General features: G+C 54.4%; 15 protein-coding genes and 1 riboswitch. Of the genes, 9 read left to right on the top strand and 6 right to left on the bottom strand.

Annotated features, from left to right (window positions below):
• Window positions 1–168: 168 nt before the first annotated feature.
• The 6 genes from yegS (at window position 169) to B1H58_RS14290 (ending at window position 7208) form a co-directional block, all read left to right on the top strand.
• Window positions 169–1068 carry a lipid kinase YegS gene (gene yegS / locus B1H58_RS14315; RefSeq protein WP_085071155.1) on the top strand — a complete coding sequence of 300 codons (900 nt, stop codon included), beginning with the start codon at window positions 169–171 and terminating at the stop codon, window positions 1066–1068.
• 250 nt (window positions 1069–1318) lie between these two features.
• Entirely contained in the window at window positions 1319–2533 is a 1215-nt protein-coding gene (gene manD / locus B1H58_RS14310; protein ID WP_085071154.1) for a D-mannonate dehydratase ManD, read from the top strand.
• A gap of 10 nt (window positions 2534–2543) precedes the next feature.
• Window positions 2544–3554, top strand: a complete 1011-nt coding sequence (locus B1H58_RS14305) for a Zn-dependent oxidoreductase (RefSeq protein ID WP_085071153.1) — start codon at window positions 2544–2546, stop codon at window positions 3552–3554.
• Window positions 3555–3623: 69 nt separating this feature from the next.
• A complete protein-coding gene (locus B1H58_RS14300; protein ID WP_085071152.1) occupies window positions 3624–4907 on the top strand; it encodes an MFS transporter in 1284 nt (427 codons plus the stop codon).
• A gap of 53 nt (window positions 4908–4960) precedes the next feature.
• Window positions 4961–6433: a mannitol dehydrogenase family protein gene (locus B1H58_RS14295; RefSeq protein WP_085071151.1), complete on the top strand. Its 1473-nt coding sequence runs from the start codon at window positions 4961–4963 to the stop codon at window positions 6431–6433.
• An 88-nt stretch (window positions 6434–6521) separates the two neighbouring features.
• Window positions 6522–7208 carry a GntR family transcriptional regulator gene (locus tag B1H58_RS14290; protein WP_085071150.1) on the top strand — a complete coding sequence of 229 codons (687 nt, stop codon included), beginning with the start codon at window positions 6522–6524 and terminating at the stop codon, window positions 7206–7208.
• Between the two features lie 37 nt (window positions 7209–7245).
• Here B1H58_RS14290 and fbaB read toward each other — a convergent pair whose 3' ends face one another.
• The 3 genes from fbaB to thiM all read right to left on the bottom strand — a co-directional run bounded on the left by fbaB (window position 7246) and on the right by thiM (window position 10038).
• Entirely contained in the window at window positions 7246–8298 is a 1053-nt protein-coding gene (fbaB, locus tag B1H58_RS14285) for a class I fructose-bisphosphate aldolase (protein WP_085071149.1), read from the bottom strand.
• 151 nt (window positions 8299–8449) lie between these two features.
• Window positions 8450–9250: a bifunctional hydroxymethylpyrimidine kinase/phosphomethylpyrimidine kinase gene (gene thiD / locus B1H58_RS14280; protein WP_085071148.1), complete on the bottom strand. Its 801-nt coding sequence runs from the start codon at window positions 9248–9250 to the stop codon at window positions 8450–8452.
• Window positions 9247–10038 carry a hydroxyethylthiazole kinase gene (thiM, locus tag B1H58_RS14275; RefSeq protein ID WP_085071147.1) on the bottom strand — a complete coding sequence of 264 codons (792 nt, stop codon included), beginning with the start codon at window positions 10036–10038 and terminating at the stop codon, window positions 9247–9249. The genes thiD and thiM overlap by 4 nt, the downstream gene beginning before the upstream one ends.
• A 32-nt stretch (window positions 10039–10070) precedes the next feature.
• Window positions 10071–10167, bottom strand: a riboswitch (TPP riboswitch).
• A gap of 266 nt (window positions 10168–10433) precedes the next feature.
• Between thiM and B1H58_RS14270 the strand changes: the two genes are divergently transcribed.
• Window positions 10434–10943: a GNAT family N-acetyltransferase gene (locus tag B1H58_RS14270; protein ID WP_085071146.1), complete on the top strand. Its 510-nt coding sequence runs from the start codon at window positions 10434–10436 to the stop codon at window positions 10941–10943.
• Between the two features lie 92 nt (window positions 10944–11035).
• On the opposite strand, the gene B1H58_RS14265 is transcribed toward B1H58_RS14270, so the two are convergent.
• The 3 genes from B1H58_RS14265 to B1H58_RS14255 form a co-directional block, all read right to left on the bottom strand.
• On the bottom strand, window positions 11036–11458 hold the full coding sequence (locus B1H58_RS14265; RefSeq protein WP_085071145.1) for a GFA family protein: 423 nt from the start codon (window positions 11456–11458) through the stop codon (window positions 11036–11038).
• A 147-nt stretch (window positions 11459–11605) separates the two neighbouring features.
• The gene (locus tag B1H58_RS14260; protein ID WP_085072326.1) at window positions 11606–12550 is read right to left on the bottom strand and encodes a transketolase family protein; all 945 of its coding nucleotides are present in this window, start codon (window positions 12548–12550) and stop codon (window positions 11606–11608) included.
• Between the two features lie 14 nt (window positions 12551–12564).
• A complete protein-coding gene (locus B1H58_RS14255) occupies window positions 12565–13395 on the bottom strand; it encodes a transketolase (protein ID WP_085071144.1) in 831 nt (276 codons plus the stop codon).
• Window positions 13396–13694: 299 nt separating this feature from the next.
• On the opposite strand from B1H58_RS14255, the gene B1H58_RS14250 reads away from it, so the two are divergent.
• Window positions 13695–14645, top strand: coding sequence for a sugar-binding transcriptional regulator (locus B1H58_RS14250; protein WP_085071143.1), 951 nt, complete (start codon window positions 13695–13697; stop codon window positions 14643–14645).
• Window positions 14646–14951: 306 nt separating this feature from the next.
• Window positions 14952–16469 carry an FGGY family carbohydrate kinase gene (locus B1H58_RS14245; protein WP_085071142.1) on the top strand — a complete coding sequence of 506 codons (1518 nt, stop codon included), beginning with the start codon at window positions 14952–14954 and terminating at the stop codon, window positions 16467–16469.
• Window positions 16470–16532 lie beyond the last annotated feature (63 nt).

Here is a 16532-nt window from a genome sequence, read left to right as displayed (position 1 = left end):
TGCTCTTAAAGCCCACCTGTACGCACAGCTTTTCCCCGCTTCTGTGCTATAAAAACAGTCTGACAAAGATGAGTGAGCGACTCAACGCGTGGAAGATCCAGGCCCCTGCGCAGGTGCGTTGTTTTTGATGTCACTCTTATTGCAAAATTTGCTGCCAAGGGAAATAGCATGGAAAAACAGGCTTTGACACTGGTGATCCTGAATGGAAAAGGTGCGGGAAACGAGGCGCTGCGTACGGCGATCGCTACGCTACGCGCTGAAGGTTATCCCATTGAAGTGCGCGTAACCTGGGAAACAGGCGACAGCGAGCGTTATCTGCAGGAAGCTATTACCCTGCATGCCACGACCGTGGTGGCGGGCGGCGGCGACGGCACCATTAATGAGCTGGCGAACAGCCTGATCAAGGTTGCATCCTCTTCCCGGCCGGTTTTAGGGATTTTACCGCTGGGCACCGCCAATGACTTCGCTACCAGCGCCGGTATCCCTGAAGATCCTGAGGCCGCGCTGCGGCTGGCGATTGCAGGCGAAACAGTCAATATCGATCTGGCGCGCGTTAATCAGGATCGCTATTTCATTAACATGGCCACAGGCGGTTTCGGCACGCGTATCACCACCGAAACGCCGGAAAAGCTGAAATCTGCGTTAGGCGGCGTCTCCTATTTTATTCATGGTTTGATGCGCATGGATACGTTAAAGGCAGACAGCTGCGCCATCAGCGGTCCCGATTTCTCCTGGAATGGCGATGCGCTGGCGATCGGCGTCGGTAATGGACGTCAGGCGGGCGGCGGCCAGCGTCTTTGTCCACGGGCATTTATTAACGATGGCTTGCTGGATCTGAGTATCGTCAATTCACAAGAGCTGCTTTCCACGCTGCTGCACTCTTTAACCAGCGATGAACAGAATCCGAATATCATTTCCGCTTCGCTGCCGTGGCTGAAGATCTCTTCACCCAACGAGATGACCTTTAATCTCGACGGCGAGCCGCTCAGCGGCACTGAGTTTCATATTGAGGTTATCTCCGGAGCGCTGGCCTGCCGTTTACCGCCGCAATGTGAACTGATCGCCTGACATGAGTTTTCTGCCTGCGGCTAAAATATTTTAGCTACCAGGCAGTTACCCTCGCTCTTCTCTGCTTCCACTCATACCCTATGCCCTTGCTTCTGGCCTGTTAGACGACTGTTTAAACAGATTCTTTACAACATAACCTGACCGCGCGAAACAGTGTGATCGCGATCGAACTCCTGCCCATCTCTACTTGTATGGTAGTACAACAGCGCTTAGATTTTGTTCATCCGAAGTCGCTATCAAGGTCAGAAGAATGAAAATCGTTAACGCTGAAGTCTTTGTTACCTGCCCGGGCAGGAATTTTGTCACGCTGAAAATTACCACCGATGAAGGGATCACCGGCATTGGCGATGCCACGCTCAACGGACGCGAGCTGCCGGTTGCTTCCTATCTGAAAGATCATATCTGCCCGCAGCTGATTGGCCGCGACGCGCATCAAATCGAAGATATCTGGCAGTTCTTTTATAAAGGCGCCTACTGGCGACGCGGCCCGGTAACGATGTCCGCAATTTCCGCCGTTGATATGGCGCTGTGGGATATCAAAGCCAAAGCCGCCAACATGCCGCTGTATCAGCTGCTGGGCGGCGCATCGCGTACCGGCGTTATGGTTTACTGCCACACCACCGGTCACAGTATTGATGAAGTGCTGGATGACTATGCGCGTCATAAAGAGATGGGCTTTAAGGCGATTCGCGTGCAGTGCGGCGTGCCGGGCATGAAAACCACCTACGGCATGGCAAAAGGCAAAGGCATGGCCTATGAACCCGCCACTAAAGGTGACTGGCCGGAAGAGCAGCTCTGGTCGAGCGAAAAGTATCTTGATTTTACGCCAAAACTGTTTGCTGCCGTGCGTGAACGCTTTGGCTTCGATGAGCACCTGCTGCATGACATGCACCATCGCCTGACGCCAATCGAAGCAGCACGCTTCGGCAAGCGCATCGAAGATTACCGCCTGTTCTGGATGGAAGATCCTACTCCGGCAGAAAACCAGGAGTGCTTCCGCCTGATCCGCCAGCATACCGTTACGCCAATTGCCGTGGGCGAAGTTTTTAACAGTATCTGGGATTGCAAACAGCTGATTGAAGAGCAGCTAATTGACTATATCCGTACCACTATTACTCATGCGGGCGGCATCACCGGCATGCGCCGCATCGCTGATTTCGCCTCGCTGTATCAGGTTCGCACCGGATCGCACGGCCCGTCCGATCTGTCGCCGATCTGCATGGCTGCGGCGCTGCATTTCGATCTCTGGGTACCGAACTTCGGCGTACAGGAATATATGGGGTACTCCGATCAGATGCTGGAAGTCTTCCCGCACAGCTGGACCTTCGATAACGGCTATATGCATCCGGGCGATAAGCCAGGGCTGGGCATTGAGTTTGATGAAAAGCTGGCAGCGAAATACCCCTATGAACCCGCCTATTTGCCGGTCGCCCGCCTTGAAGACGGCACCCTGTGGAACTGGTAAGGAAATGATGATGAAAAGCGTGGTTATCCAACAACCCGGCGAACTGCAGCTACAACAGCGCGCATTGCCGCAACCTGCCGCAGGCGAAGTGCGGGTAAAAGTGCGCTACGCCAGCATTTGCGGTTCAGATGTGCATATCTGGCACGGCCATAACCCTTTTGCGCGCTATCCGCGCGTAATCGGTCATGAATTTTTTGGCGTGATCGACGCCGTCGGCGCAGGCGTTGATGCTGCCCGCATTGGCGAACGCGTGGCGGTCGATCCGGTAGTGAGCTGCGGCCACTGCTATCCCTGTTCGGTGGGCCGCCCGAACGTCTGCCGTGAGCTACAGGTGATTGGCGTGCATCGCGACGGCGGCTTTAGCGAATATGCCGTTGCGCCAGCCCGCAATGCTTACCGCGTGCCGGATACCATTCCCGATAAGCTGGCCAGCCTGATTGAGCCCTTCACCATTGCCGCCAATATCACTGCCTTTTTGCAGCCCACCGCGCAGGATGTTGCGCTGGTCTATGGCGCGGGTCCGATGGGCCTGACGGCGATCCAGGTGTTAAAAGGCGTGTATGGCGTACGGCAGGTGCTGGTGGTGGATCGTCTGCCGGAGCGGCTGGCGTTAGCGCAACAAAGCGGCGCGGATGTGGTCTTTAATAACAGCGAGGTGCCGCTGGCGGCCCAGCTGGAAGGCGTACAGCCGACGCTGATTATTGATGCTGCCTGTCATCCGTCGATTCTGGCGGAAGCGGCGGCACTGGCTTCACCGGCGGCACGTATCGGCCTGCTTGGTTTCTCTGCCGAACCCTGCACGCTAACGCAGCAAAGCCTGACCAGTAAAGAGCTGTCGCTGTTTACCTCACGATTAAACAGTCATCGTTTCCCGCAGGTGATTGAATGGATTGAGCGCGGCGCTATCCAGCCAGAGAAGCTGGTCACGCACTATTTCCCGCTTGCCGAGGTTGAGCAAGCCATGACCCTGTTTGAAAAAGATCCGCGTACCTGTTGCAAAGTTATTTTATCTGTTGAATAAGCCAGGGGTTGGGCGACGCTGTCGCCCTCCCGTAAATTATTATAATTATCAAACGATTACGGAGATACCATGTTCAAGAATTTACGTTGGACCATAGTACTTCTGCTGTTCCTGGTCTACATGATCAATTACCTCGATCGTGTAGCGCTTTCCCTCACCGTACCGATGATTGAAAAAGATTTAATGCTGAACGCCGAGCAGTTCGGCCTGATTTTCGGCAGCTTCTTTTTTGGTTATGCCCTGTTTAACTTTATTGGCGGCCTTGCGACCGATAAATATGGCCCGACGCTGGTGCTGGGCATCGCCGTCGGTATGTGGTCGCTGTTCTGTGGCCTGACCGCCGTTGCGACCGGCTTTTGGTCGATGCTGATCCTGCGCGTGCTGTTCGGCATGGCGGAAGGCCCGATCTGTGCTTCCGCCAACAAGGCAATTAACGGCTGGTTCCCGAAAAAACAGGCGGCCACCGCGATGGGCTTTCTGAGCGCCGGTTCGCCGCTGGGCGGCGCGGTAGCCGGACCGATTATCGGCTATCTGGCGCTGGCGTTCGGCTGGCGACCGGCGTTTATCATTATCTGTTCGATTGGCATCGTCTGGATGGTGGTGTGGTTTTTCATCGCTGCGGATAATCCGGCGCGCAGTAAACGTGTTTCCGCCGGGGAGCGCGCATTGATCGATAAACTCAAAGAGGCACAGCCGGGCGACGAGCCGGAGCTGGATCAGGCAGCGCACGGACTGGGCTACTATCTGCGTCAGCCGATTATCCTGGTTACCGCCTTCGCCTTCTTTTGTTACAACTACATTTTGTTCTTCTTCCTGAGCTGGTTCCCGGCTTATCTGGTGCAGGCGCACAACCTGGACATCAAATCGATGAGCATGACCACCGTTATCCCCTGGATTGTGGGTTTTGTCGGTCTGGCGCTGGGCGGCTGGATCTCCGATAAGATTTTCAACATCACCGGTCGGCTGCTGCTGTCGCGAAAAATTGTGCTGGTGGTCTCGTTACTCGCCGCTGCCCTTTGTGTGGCGCTGGCCGGTACGGTAGAAGGGGTAACTTCTGCGGTATTGCTGATGTCGGTCTCTATCTTCTTCCTGTATATCACCGGCGCGATCTACTGGGCGATTATTCAGGATGTGGTGCATAAAAGCCGTGTCGGTGGCATTAGCGGCTTTATCCATCTGATTGGCAGCCTGTCCGGGATTATCGGGCCAGTGGTTACCGGCTTTATTGTGCAGCATACCGGCAAATTCGACAGCGCCTTTGTGCTGGCAGGCGTGATTGCCGCGCTGGGCGCAATGCTGGTGCTGTTCGTGATAAAAAGCCCGAAAGCCACCAGCAAACCTGTTTCTGTATAACCACTTCCGGCGCGCATGGCGCGCCTTTTACGTTAAGTAAGAAGGATTTTCTCATGCTATCCGTTGAGACACTGGCAGACGATGTTTTAGTTCCCGATTACGATCGTTCCCGGCTGCGCGCGCGCATCCTGCATATCGGTTTTGGCGCTTTCCATCGCGCCCATCAGGCAGTATGCGCTGACCGGCTGGCGCGGGAGCAGCAGAGCGACTGGGGCTATATCGAGTGCGAGATCAATCTGCACAGCACCAGCAAGCTGGTGGAATCGCTGCGTCAGCAGGATCATCTGTACACCGTGACGGAGATGGCGGACAGCGGTAAAACCTCACGCGCGGTGGGGGTCGTTACCGCAGCCGTGGATGCACGTACCGATGGGATCGAGGCGGTGATTGAGGCGATGTGTCAGCCGGATATTGCTATCGTCTCGATGACCGTGACCGAAAAAGGTTACTGTCACCATCCGGCCACCGGCCAGCTTAACCTTGAACATCCCGTTATTCAGCACGATATTGCCCATCCTGATGCGCCCCATTCACTGCCCGGCGTGATTCTGGCTGCCGTAAAGCGCCGCCGCGATCGCGATCTTCCTCCTTTTAGCGTGATGTCCTGCGACAACATGCCGGAAAACGGTCATGTCACACGCAATGTGGTGTTACAGCTGGCAGAGAAACAGGATGCCGGACTGGCGGACTACATCCGTCATCATCTGACCTTCCCCTCTACCATGGTTGACCGCATTGTTCCGGCAATGACGCAGGAAGCGCTGGATACGTTGGGCGAAAAGCTGGGCTGCTACGATCCGGTTGCGGTGCAGTGCGAACCCTTTTTCCAGTGGGTAATTGAAGATAATTTCGTTAACGGTCGCCCTGCCTGGGAAAAGGCTGGCGCAGAACTGGTAGAGGATGTGTTGCCGTTCGAGGAGATGAAGCTGCGTATGCTTAATGGCAGCCACTCCTTTCTGGCCTATCTCGGCTACCTGGCTGGCTATCAACATATCAGCGACTGTATGGAGGATGAGAATTTCCTGCGTGCCGCCCGTAAGCTGATGCTGGCGGAACAGGCCCCAACCCTGCGCACTCAAAATGTGGACCTGGTCGCCTACGCCGATTCCCTGATTGCTCGCTATCAAAACCGCGCCATTAAGCATCGCACCTGGCAAATCGCCTCTGACGGTACGCAAAAGCTGCCGCAGCGCTGGCTTGACAGCATCCGCTGGCATCTGGCGCATAACAGCCGTTTCGATCTGCTGGCGCTGGGCGTGGCGGGCTGGATCCGCTATGTCGGCGGGGTTGATGAACAGGGCAACGCGATTGAAATTAACGATCCGTTAAAAGAGACGCTGGCGCAGCGCGTCAGTGAAAGTGCTGAAGGCGAAGCACGTATTGCTGCCCTGCTCTCGCTGCAGAAAGTATTTGGCGACGACTTGCCGGCTAATGAGCAGTTCACCGCGCGGGTGCTCGATTTTTATCAGCAGCTACTGAAATCCGGGGCGAAAGAAACGGTTAAGCAGCTTATCGTAAGCTATTAATTGTTCCTTTGACAAAAGGGCTGGCGCGGAGCTAACGGGCTGTTTAGACTGAAGGCTTTCGCGTCCAGCTGTCCAGGAAAGTTGTCGTATGTCAATAGCCTACACCATTACCGCTAACGAGCCGGTTAACCAGCAGATTTATCGCTTTTTGCGTCAGGATATTGTCACCTGCGTCATCCACCCTGGTTCACTGTTGTCAGAAAAAGAGGTCTCTTCACGTTTTAACGTGTCACGTCAGCCGGTGCGGGAAGCCTTTATCAAACTGGCGGAGGCTGGACTGGTACAAATCCTGCCGCAGCGCGGTACCTTTGTGCGTAAAATTTCCGCTCAGCGCGTGGCAGATGGCCGGTTTATTCGCGAAGCGGTAGAGATCGCCGTGGTGCGTCGGGCTGCAATGGAAGCGGCGCCTGCCGCGTTAATGGCGCTGGAACATAACCTTCAGCTGCAAAAAATGGCGGCGCAGCGCCATGACGTACAGGCTTTTTTAATGCTGGACGATGAATTTCATCTGCTGATTGCACAAAGTATTCACTGTGAGCTGGCGTGGGAAACGGTAGAAAATATCAAAGCCACCATGGACCGCGTGCGCTTTCTAACGCTCAGCAAAGTTTCGCCGCCGGAGAGTCTGATTGAACAGCATGAGGAGATCCTCAGCACGTTGCGCAATAAAGATGCCGACGGCGCTGAACAGGCGATGCGTCGGCATCTGCAGGAGATGATTTTCTCTATTACGCCTATCGCCGAGCAGAACAGCGAATGGTTTGAACAGGTTTAACGACCGATCGGGCGGCGCAGTGCCGCCACGCCAGGGATCAGGCGACAGTAATGTCGTTAGCTAAATAGACATCCTGCACGGCATTGATTAACGCCACGCCATCCTTCATCGACTTCTTAAACGCCTTGCGCCCCAGAATCAGGCCCATGCCGCCTGCGCGTTTATTGATCACCGCTGTACGAACCGATTCAGCGATATCGGTCTCGCCCGACGACGCACCGCCTGAGTTAATCAATCCGGCACGGCCCATATAGCAGTTAGCCAGCTGATAGCGCACCAGATCAATCGGATTTTCACTGGTGAGTTTGCTGTAAACGCGTTCATCGGTGTGACCAAATTTCACCATATTGTAGCCGCCGTTATTCTCCGCCATTTTCTGTTTTACGATATCAGCACCAATGGTGGCGGCAAGATGGTTGGCCTGACCGGAAAGGTCAGCGCTAACGTGATAATCCACGCCCTCTTTTTTAAAGGCGTTATTGCGCAGATAGGCCCAAAGCACGGTTACCATTCCCAGTTCATGCGCACGCTCAAAGGCGGCGGAAACCTCTTCAATCTGACGGCGAGACTGTTCAGAGCCAAAATAAATGGTAGCGCCCACGGCCACCGCGCCCAGATTAAACGCCTGCTCAACGCTGGCATAAAGCGTTTGATCATACTGTGCCGGATAGCTCAGGGTTTCGTTATGGTTCAGCTTTACCATAAACGGGATTTTATGCGCATAGCGGCGTGATACCGATGCCAGCACGCCATAGGTTGAGGCCACGCAGTTACAGCCCGCTTCAATAGCCAGCTCAACAATGTTTTTCGGATCGAAATAGCGCGGATTGGCGGCAAAAGAGGCACCGGCGGAGTGCTCCACGCCCTGATCGACCGGCAGAATAGAGAGATAGCCGGTGCCCGCCAGCCGCCCGGAGTTGTACAGCGTCTGCATATTGCGCAGCACTGCAGGGGGACGATTGTTATCAATCATCACCCGATCAATATAATCCGCGCCCGGAAGGTAAAGGCTTTCCGCTGGAATGGTCATGCAGCGATGTTGCAAAAGGCTGTCTGCTTCTTTGCCCAGTAACTGTACGATGTCCGTCATGTTTGCTCCTGTAAATTGAGGCGAGGCTTGACTGGTCGGGCAGAGTTCCCACCGCCCGACGACCCGCCACAGACTGACCTCCTTTCCCTCACTTACGCAAACTGCTGACTCCATTTTTCAGAAATATTCGCGGGTAAATTTTACGTTACGCCTACCACCAGCGGTAAAAATGGTGCACAGGCCCGATGCCCTTTCCTACCTCCAGCGTATCAGCCTGTTCCAGCGCACCCTGTAGCCAGTTTTTAGCCGCAGCAATCGTTGTGGCCCAGTCATTATGACGTGGGCGTAGGGCAGCCAGCGCCGAAGAGAGCGTACAGCCGGTACCGTGGGTATTACGCGTGGCGATACGCGGCGCGGTAAAACGTTGCTCACCTTCACGGGTAAACAGCCAGTCCGGACTTTCGGCATCACTGAGGTGCCCGCCCTTGATCAGCACCGCCTCGCAGCCCAGCGCCAGCAGCGCTCTGCCCTGCTGCTTCATTTCCGCCTCATCGCGCGCATGATGCGTTTCCAGCAGCGCCGCCGCCTCCGGCAGGTTAGGCGTAATCAATGACACCTGCGGCAACAACTGCTGGCGCAGCGTCTCTACCGCCTGCGTTGACAACAGCGCATCGCCGCTTTTCGCCAGCATCACCGTATCCAGTACCACCCAGGGAATGGCGGCGTGGCGAAGCCTTTCCGCGACCGCTTCGACAATATCGCTCTCCGCCAGCATGCCGATTTTGGCGCTATCAATACGCACATCGCTTAATACTGAATCCAGCTGTGCGGCAACAAAGTCAGGTTCGATACGGTAAACCGACTGCACGCCGCAGGTATTTTGCGCTACCAACGCCGTGATCACGCTGGTGCCATAAGCGCCCAGCGCAGAAAAGGTTTTCAGATCGGCCTGGATACCTGCGCCGCCGCTGGGATCGGTACCGGCAATGGTTAATGCGTTAATGCGGATCATGCCAGCGCCTCCTCATTCAGGTTCCAGAGTCCGTCAAGAAAGGCCGGGATAAAGCTGCCCGGCCCGCTTGTTGAAGCTGCCGCCTGAGCACCGACGCAGGAGATAATCTGGCAGGCGCTGGCAACATGCAGCAGCCGATCGCCCGGCAGCGCCGCAAAGCCAGCCACTACCGCCGAAAGCGCGCAGCCGGTGCCAACCACGCGCGTCATCAGAGGCGAGCCGCCTGGAATGCGCAGCGTGCGCTCGCCATCGGTGACGTAATCCACCTCGCCGGTAATGGCAACGATGGTGGCATAGCGCCGGGCCAGCTGCCGGGCAGCAGAAAGCGCTGATTCCGTCGGGTGCTGCGTATCCACGCCGCGTCCGCCGCCCTGCTGTAGCGCCAGCGCGAGAATTTCAGAGGCGTTGCCACGAATCGCTGCGGGCTGCAGCGTCAGCAGTTGCTGGCAGAATTCGCTACGCAAGCGCAGCGCCCCTACCGCTACCGGATCGAGCGTCCAGGGCGTGCTGGCGGCGTTAGCGGCGTTGACTGCCGCCAGCATGGCTGCGGCGCGCGGCTGGGTCAGCGTCCCGACGTTAATCAGCAGCGCATCGGAGATAGCGCTAAACTGCGCGGCTTCTTCGGCATCGATAACCATCGCGGGCGACGCGTGAAGCGCCAGCAAGACGTTAGCGGTAAAGGATTGCACCACATCGTTAGTCATGCAGTGGATCAGCGGCGCACGCTGGCGGAACAGGGAGAGAGAGTGCGCAACAAGCGCGTTATCAGGCAGGTCAGGCTGTTTCATAATGCTCCTGGCCGACGTTCAGGAAGCAATGCCGGCCAGGCATCTGACTTCCCTACGCTGGCATTATCCAGATCAGGTAATACGGGTATTTCTCAGCCTTCACAAAGAAGGGCACCCCGAGTCATTTAAAATCAATGGGTTGTAATTAGCGTCTTGTTCAGACCTGTTAAGGATAATGCCAGTGGGAACAAGGAGAAACAAGTTTTAAAATCAGTACAGGAAGAGGCATAAATGATACTTGCCGCAGACTGTGAAAAGCCACTAACTAATGCGAGAACAACCATGGGCCTGACACTATTTTATTCACCATGATCTGTAACAAAACCACAAACTGCAACGGGCTATCCGGCTGTGTCAGATAGCAATATCACAGGATGCCAGGCTGCCCTCATGTCATGAATATCTTGATCGGATCTGCGCGAGCTGAGCACTTAGCCGCGCTACAATCTATTGAATTAGCATCGTTTGAAACGTTACGCAACGAAGGTGCCGTTGCCGGATCGCCTGCCGCAGGCAGTATTGAAGAATTCAGCAAGCTATTGCATGAAGGGTTGCTGCTCGCTGCCTTTGCTTCAGGAGAAATTCCGGTCGGGTTCGCCGGTGCCTTTATTGTTGATAACTGGCTACATATCGCCGAAGCTGATGTCCATCCAACCTGGCAGCGTCGGGGGATTGGCCGACAATTAATGAATGCGCTTCTTTCAGAAGGGAAGCGGCGTGGCTTAACGGGTGCCTCGCTGACAACCGATCGCTATGCGCCATTTAATGCTCCTTTTTACGCCTCGCTTGGGTTTCAAATCGCCGAAGGTAAGGTCATTCAGCCCCGTCTGAGAGAATTGCTCACAGCGGAAGTCGCATCAGGATTAAACCCGCAACGCCGTGTTGCGATGCAACTCTTCTATTGATGTCGGGTTGGTTTTCAGGGCACTCAACAATAAATGGCGGTCAGCGGCGAAAAGCGCGGGTGTGCTGCGCGTTACGCCGCATCTTTTCTTTCCTACACCTCAAGCAATCGCAAAAGAGCATCCAGTGACGCTACCGGGCCGCTGTGATTCCTCTCTGAACGGGTTGTATCCCAGGACTTTGCATCATCCGTGCAGTAATCAGCGATGCAGGGAATATTTGTATCCTCATCCAGCAAGCCTACAGGGATCCATACGTAAGGCATTCCCCTTAAGATATTAGGAACCGTTGAGCCACACGCCGAACAAAAATCGGTGCGGTAACCGCCTGGTTTTGTCCAGCTTTTGATCGCGCCCTCACCCTTTATCCAGGCAAAGTTTTCCAGCTTAACCAGCGTTGCCAGATTAAAGCCAACTCCCGTTTGCTTGCGACAGAGTGAACAGTGACAGCGATAAAATGCCTTCGGCGGGACGACTAATCTAAACCCTACGCTGCCACACAGACATGAACCATCCATTAAAATGCACTCCATACCGGCTATTGTTTACTGACTGCCAGCGTATTCCCCCTGACCTCTCACCCCTGTCAGCATACGTCTGGCATTCTCCAGGCATTACATTAGCTTATATATATCAATGCATAACAGTTTAATTTTTGGTAGCGTTTACGCGTGATTCATCATATTCAATGCCTGTTGCACAATGCCCGCTGCATCAATACCGTGCCAGGCGCGCATGTCTTTACGGTCGGCGGCAATTGCATAGTCTCCATCCGCAATGCCAAGCCGTTTTAGTTTCGCGCCATGACCATATTCGGCCAGTACCTCGGCCACAATGCTGCCGACGCCGCCGTTAACGTTATGTTCCTCAACGCTTATCACCCTATCCATTCCGCGCAAACTCTCGCTAAGCGCCTCACGATCCAGCGGCCTGATGGAAGGAACGTTGATCACACGGGTGGTGATCCCCTGGTCAGCAAGCCGCGAGGCGGCGTCAACCGCCTCATGAACCGTCGATCCCATCGCCACCAGCGCAATATCGTTACCGTCGCGCAGGAGATCGATTGCCCCCGGGCGGAAGCGATATGATTCATCATGTAGCTCCGGCAGGGCTTTACCATCCAGACGAATATAAACCGGGCCAACATGCGCCAGGGCATAATCAATAATCTGACGGCACTCCAGCGGCGATGACGGCGCGAAGATTTGAATATTGCCGAATCCCCTTACCACTGAAATATCATCAATAGCATGATGCGTGCTGGCCAGCGGCCCATAACTGGCACCGGCATTCAGCCCAAACAGCTTAACGTTAGTGTTGTTGTAGCAAACGTCCACCTTGACCTGTTCGTTGGCGCGTGCAATAAGAAATGGCGCGGCGTTACAGGTTACGGCGATTTTCCCCGCCAGTGCTAATCCAGCGGCGGTGCCTACCAGCGTCTGTTCAGCAATCCCAACGTTAACGATACGGTCGGGAAACTTTTCGATAAAGGGCGCGATTTTTGCGGTGGAGGTAGAATCAGCTACCACAGGGATGATATCCATGCCCTGCCCGACGGCATCAATAAAAGCCGTGACCATGACATTTGCCAGATGTTCTGCGTTATTCATTTTCATTACCTCCCTCAAAGATCTTTCAGCTCATTCATCGCCAGAGTAATTTCATCGCCTTTCGGCACCCGGTGGTGCCATTCTGGCTTACCCGCGATAAATGAAACTCCGGCGCCTTTGGTCGTATGCGCAATCAACACATGCGGCTTGCCGCACGGCGTAAGACTTTCCAGCGCTGCCACCACGGCGTGCATATCGTTGCCCTGACACGCTGAGACCTCCATGCCGAAGGCGCGCCACTTTTCATCTAACGGGTCGGTATTCAAAATCTCTCGCGTTGCGCCCGCCAGCTGTAATCCATTTTTGTCATTGATGATCACCAGGTTATCCAGCTGATAGTGCGCTGCAGCCATCGCCGCCTCCCAGTTACTGCCCTCCGCCAGCTCGCCGTCCCCGGTGATCAGGAAAATGCGACGCTTACTGTTGTCACGCTTTGCAGCAATGGCCAGGCCCACTGCAACCGGCAAACCGTGCCCCAGCGCGCCAGTATTTAATTCAATACCCGGCGTTTTCTGTTTTACCGGATGGCCGGGCAGATGCGAATTGGCGTGCTGATAGGTTTCCAGCCACGCCAGTGGAAAATAACCCGCCTCCGCCAGCACGCAGTAATAGCAGCCCACCGCATGCCCTTTTGACTGGATATAGATATCGCGATCGCGGTCTTCCACTCTCTCCGGTGCGCAGTTAAGAATACGGAAATAGAGTGCCGTCAGCAGTTCTACCTGTGAAAGATCTGCGCCGGTATGACCGCCAGCAGGACTATTTGCGTTAAGGTTGATAATATGACGTCGCACCGCGCGCGCCTTTTTTTCCAGTTCTGGTACTGACAACAAAAATGGGTTCATCATACGCCTCCGAATAGTTATTCTTCTTTGAATATTTATTCCATGCTGTAAAAAAAGGTGCCTGACCAGGGTCTGGTGGAGGCACATCACTAACAAAAAAGAGGATTTGCGATCATTGAATAAATATTCATTAATGATTTTATATTCAAAGCATACGATCTGTGTTCATTCCTTGTCCAGCACCTTGCTGGATGTTTGATAAAAGTTTGAGGTTAATCACACTTAAACTCTATGCTTTTTCGCGTATCATGGCCCGCTAAAACATACTGACTGCAATAAAAAATGCGTTGAGGAACAGCATGGCTAAACAGGATGAACAGCGTCTCTTGGTTAAAATTGCCACCCTTTACTACCTGGAAGGAATGAAGCAGTCTGAAATCGCGCAGTCTTTATCGCTTTCTCAATCGTTCGTCTCACGCGCCATTACGCGCTGTCAGAAAGAAGGTCTGGTTAAAATCAGCGTGATTCAGCCGTCTAATATCTTTTTAAACATAGAAAGAGGGATTGAAGAACGGTACGGCATTAAACAGGCAGTTGTAGTAGACGTTGCTGATGATGCCCCGGACAGCGCGCTTAAACGCGCTATCGGTTCCGCTGCCGCGCACTATATTGAAACCCGCCTGCGTCCCAACGATCTGGTTGGTATCTCTTCCTGGAGCTCTACCATTCGTGCCATGGTGGATGAAGTGCATACGCCAAATCTCAAGGCCAGCGGCGTGATCCAGCTGCTGGGCGGCGTTGGGCCAAACGGCAACGTTCAGGCCACTATCCTGACGCAAACCCTGGCGCAACAGCTAAACTGCCGCGCATGGCTGCTGCCAGCGCAAAGTATTGAAGGCTCTACCCAGGAGAAAGCGCGTCTGGTTGCCAGTCAGGATGTGGCGGAGGTGATTGCCCGCTTCGATGAGGTAAATATCGCCATTGTCGGCATCGGCATTCTGGAGCCGTCGCAGCTGTTGAAAACCTCTGGCAACTACTATCAGGCGGAAATGCTTGAGCTACTGGCCGAACGCGGCGCCGTCGGAGATATCTGTTTGCACTACTACGATAAAGATGGCGCGCCGGTATTAGCGGAACATGAAGATCCGGTGATCGGTATGGCGCTGGATAAAGTGAAAAACTGCCCGAACGTTGTGGCTCTGGCGGGCGGCAGCGATAAGGTCGCGGCAATCAAAGGCGCGCTGAAAGGCGGCTATATCGACGTTCTGATCACCGATTACCCCACCGCCAGGGCGCTGATTAAAGAATAGTTCTTTTGTCGCCCATTCTTGTTTTGGCGTTGGCCTTTACTGTTCAGCAGTGGCAGGGCAACGCCAAAATCTCTTTATAAATTAATCAATAACCTCGTTTCATCCCCTCCTGCCCGCAACGGTTAATGCGTAAAAGAAATGTGATAATAAGCACATTAGGCAACTTTGCCTGTAGCTCCGCTCGTGGAATCTGGCTATCGTATACAAATATATAATCAATATTGAATATATATTCAGAAGCGAACAGCAGAAGTTGAACGGTGTGCGTGTCTGCGTCTGAATGATTATTGTTTTGGAGAAACGCTCATGTCGGCAACAAAAAACATCATCATTGCGCTTGATGAAGGCACGACCAATGCGAAAGCTGTCGCTCTGAATAACGCGGGAGAAGTGCTGGTTAAGTTTTCTCAACCTTTGTCTATCCAGACGCCACATGAAGGCTGGGTGGAACAATCGGGAACGCTGTTAATTGACGCCTCTGTGCAGGTTCTGGCTAAAGCGATTAAAGCAGTCGGCGCAGAGAACGTTTGTGCTCTGGCGATCAGCAATCAGCGGGAAACCGCCATCGGCTGGTATCGCAGTAACGGCACGCCGCTGAATGCGGCATTGAGCTGGCAGTGTTCACGCACGGCCAGCTTCTGTGAAGGATTACGTCGGGATAATCTTGAAGCCAGGATAAAGTCTGTCACTGGCCTGCCCGTTGCGCCGCTTTTTTCCGCCTCGAAGTTACGCTGGCTGCTGGAATCGGTACCGGGCGGCTTTTCCCTGGCAGAAAAAGGCGAAATTTGCCTGGGCACCATCGATAGCTGGCTGCTGTGGAACCTGACCGCCGGCAAATCCTTTTACTGCGACTATTCCAACGCCTCACGTACCCAATTACTGGATCTGGTGACCGGCGACTGGAACAACGAAATGCTGGAAATCTTCCAGATTCCGCGTGCGGCTCTCCCGGAAATCAAGCCTTCCAGCGGTCTGTTTGGCTTTACCAAAGGCGTGGACAACATCCCGGACGGTATTCCGATTATGTCGATGATTGGCGATTCTCATGCGGCATTATTCGGTCATGCGCTGGGTAAAGCGGGCTGCGTCAAGGCCACTTATGGCACCGGCTCTTCGGTGATGGCACCGATTCATTCGGCACAGTGCAATATTCAGGCGCTGGCGACCACCATCGCCTGGCATAACGGTGAAAAACTGGTTTACGGCCTGGAAGGCAACATCCCTCATACCGGCGATGCGGTCGCCTGGATGGCAGACAGCACCGGGCTAAGCGAACTACCGGAAACAGAGCTGAACCATGAACTCAATACGCTTCCTGCTTCGGTGGAAAACACCCTCGGCGTCTACTTTGTTCCTGCTTTAACGGGCCTCGGCGCGCCCTGGTGGGTGGACAATGCACGCGGCCTGATCTGTGGCCTGAACCGGGGCGTAAAGCGCGCGCACCTGATACGCGCGGCGCTGGAATCCATTACCTATCAAATTGCTGACGTCATTGATGCGATGCGTCAGCATCCCGATTTTACCTTAACAGCGTTAATGGTAGACGGCGGCCCAACTAAAAACGACTGGCTGATGCAGTATCAGGCGGATCTGCTGGGTTGTCCGGTGATGCGCAGCGACATACCTGAACTTTCAGCGCTCGGCGCGGCGCTGCTGGCGCGCAGTGCGGTCAGCCCGCTGTCGACGCAGGAGATGTTAGCCATGCTGCCGGTACATCGTACCTTCTGCCCCGATATGGCACGTCACCAGCGATTACAACAAAGATGGCGTGAATGGCGTATTGCCATCGAAAAAACCTTATCCCAGCCGATGTCGGCGGCGTAACGATTCGTCCCAAAGGCGAAACAGTAATATCAGCCGTTAGCAAATAAAAGGAGAAAAACGGCA

It is taken from the genome of Pantoea alhagi, assembly GCF_002101395.1.
Taxonomy (GTDB): Bacteria; Pseudomonadota; Gammaproteobacteria; order Enterobacterales; family Enterobacteriaceae; genus Mixta; species Mixta alhagi.
The sequence above is the reverse complement of the archived record's forward strand: the minus strand, read 5'-3'. Positions and strand labels throughout refer to the sequence as shown.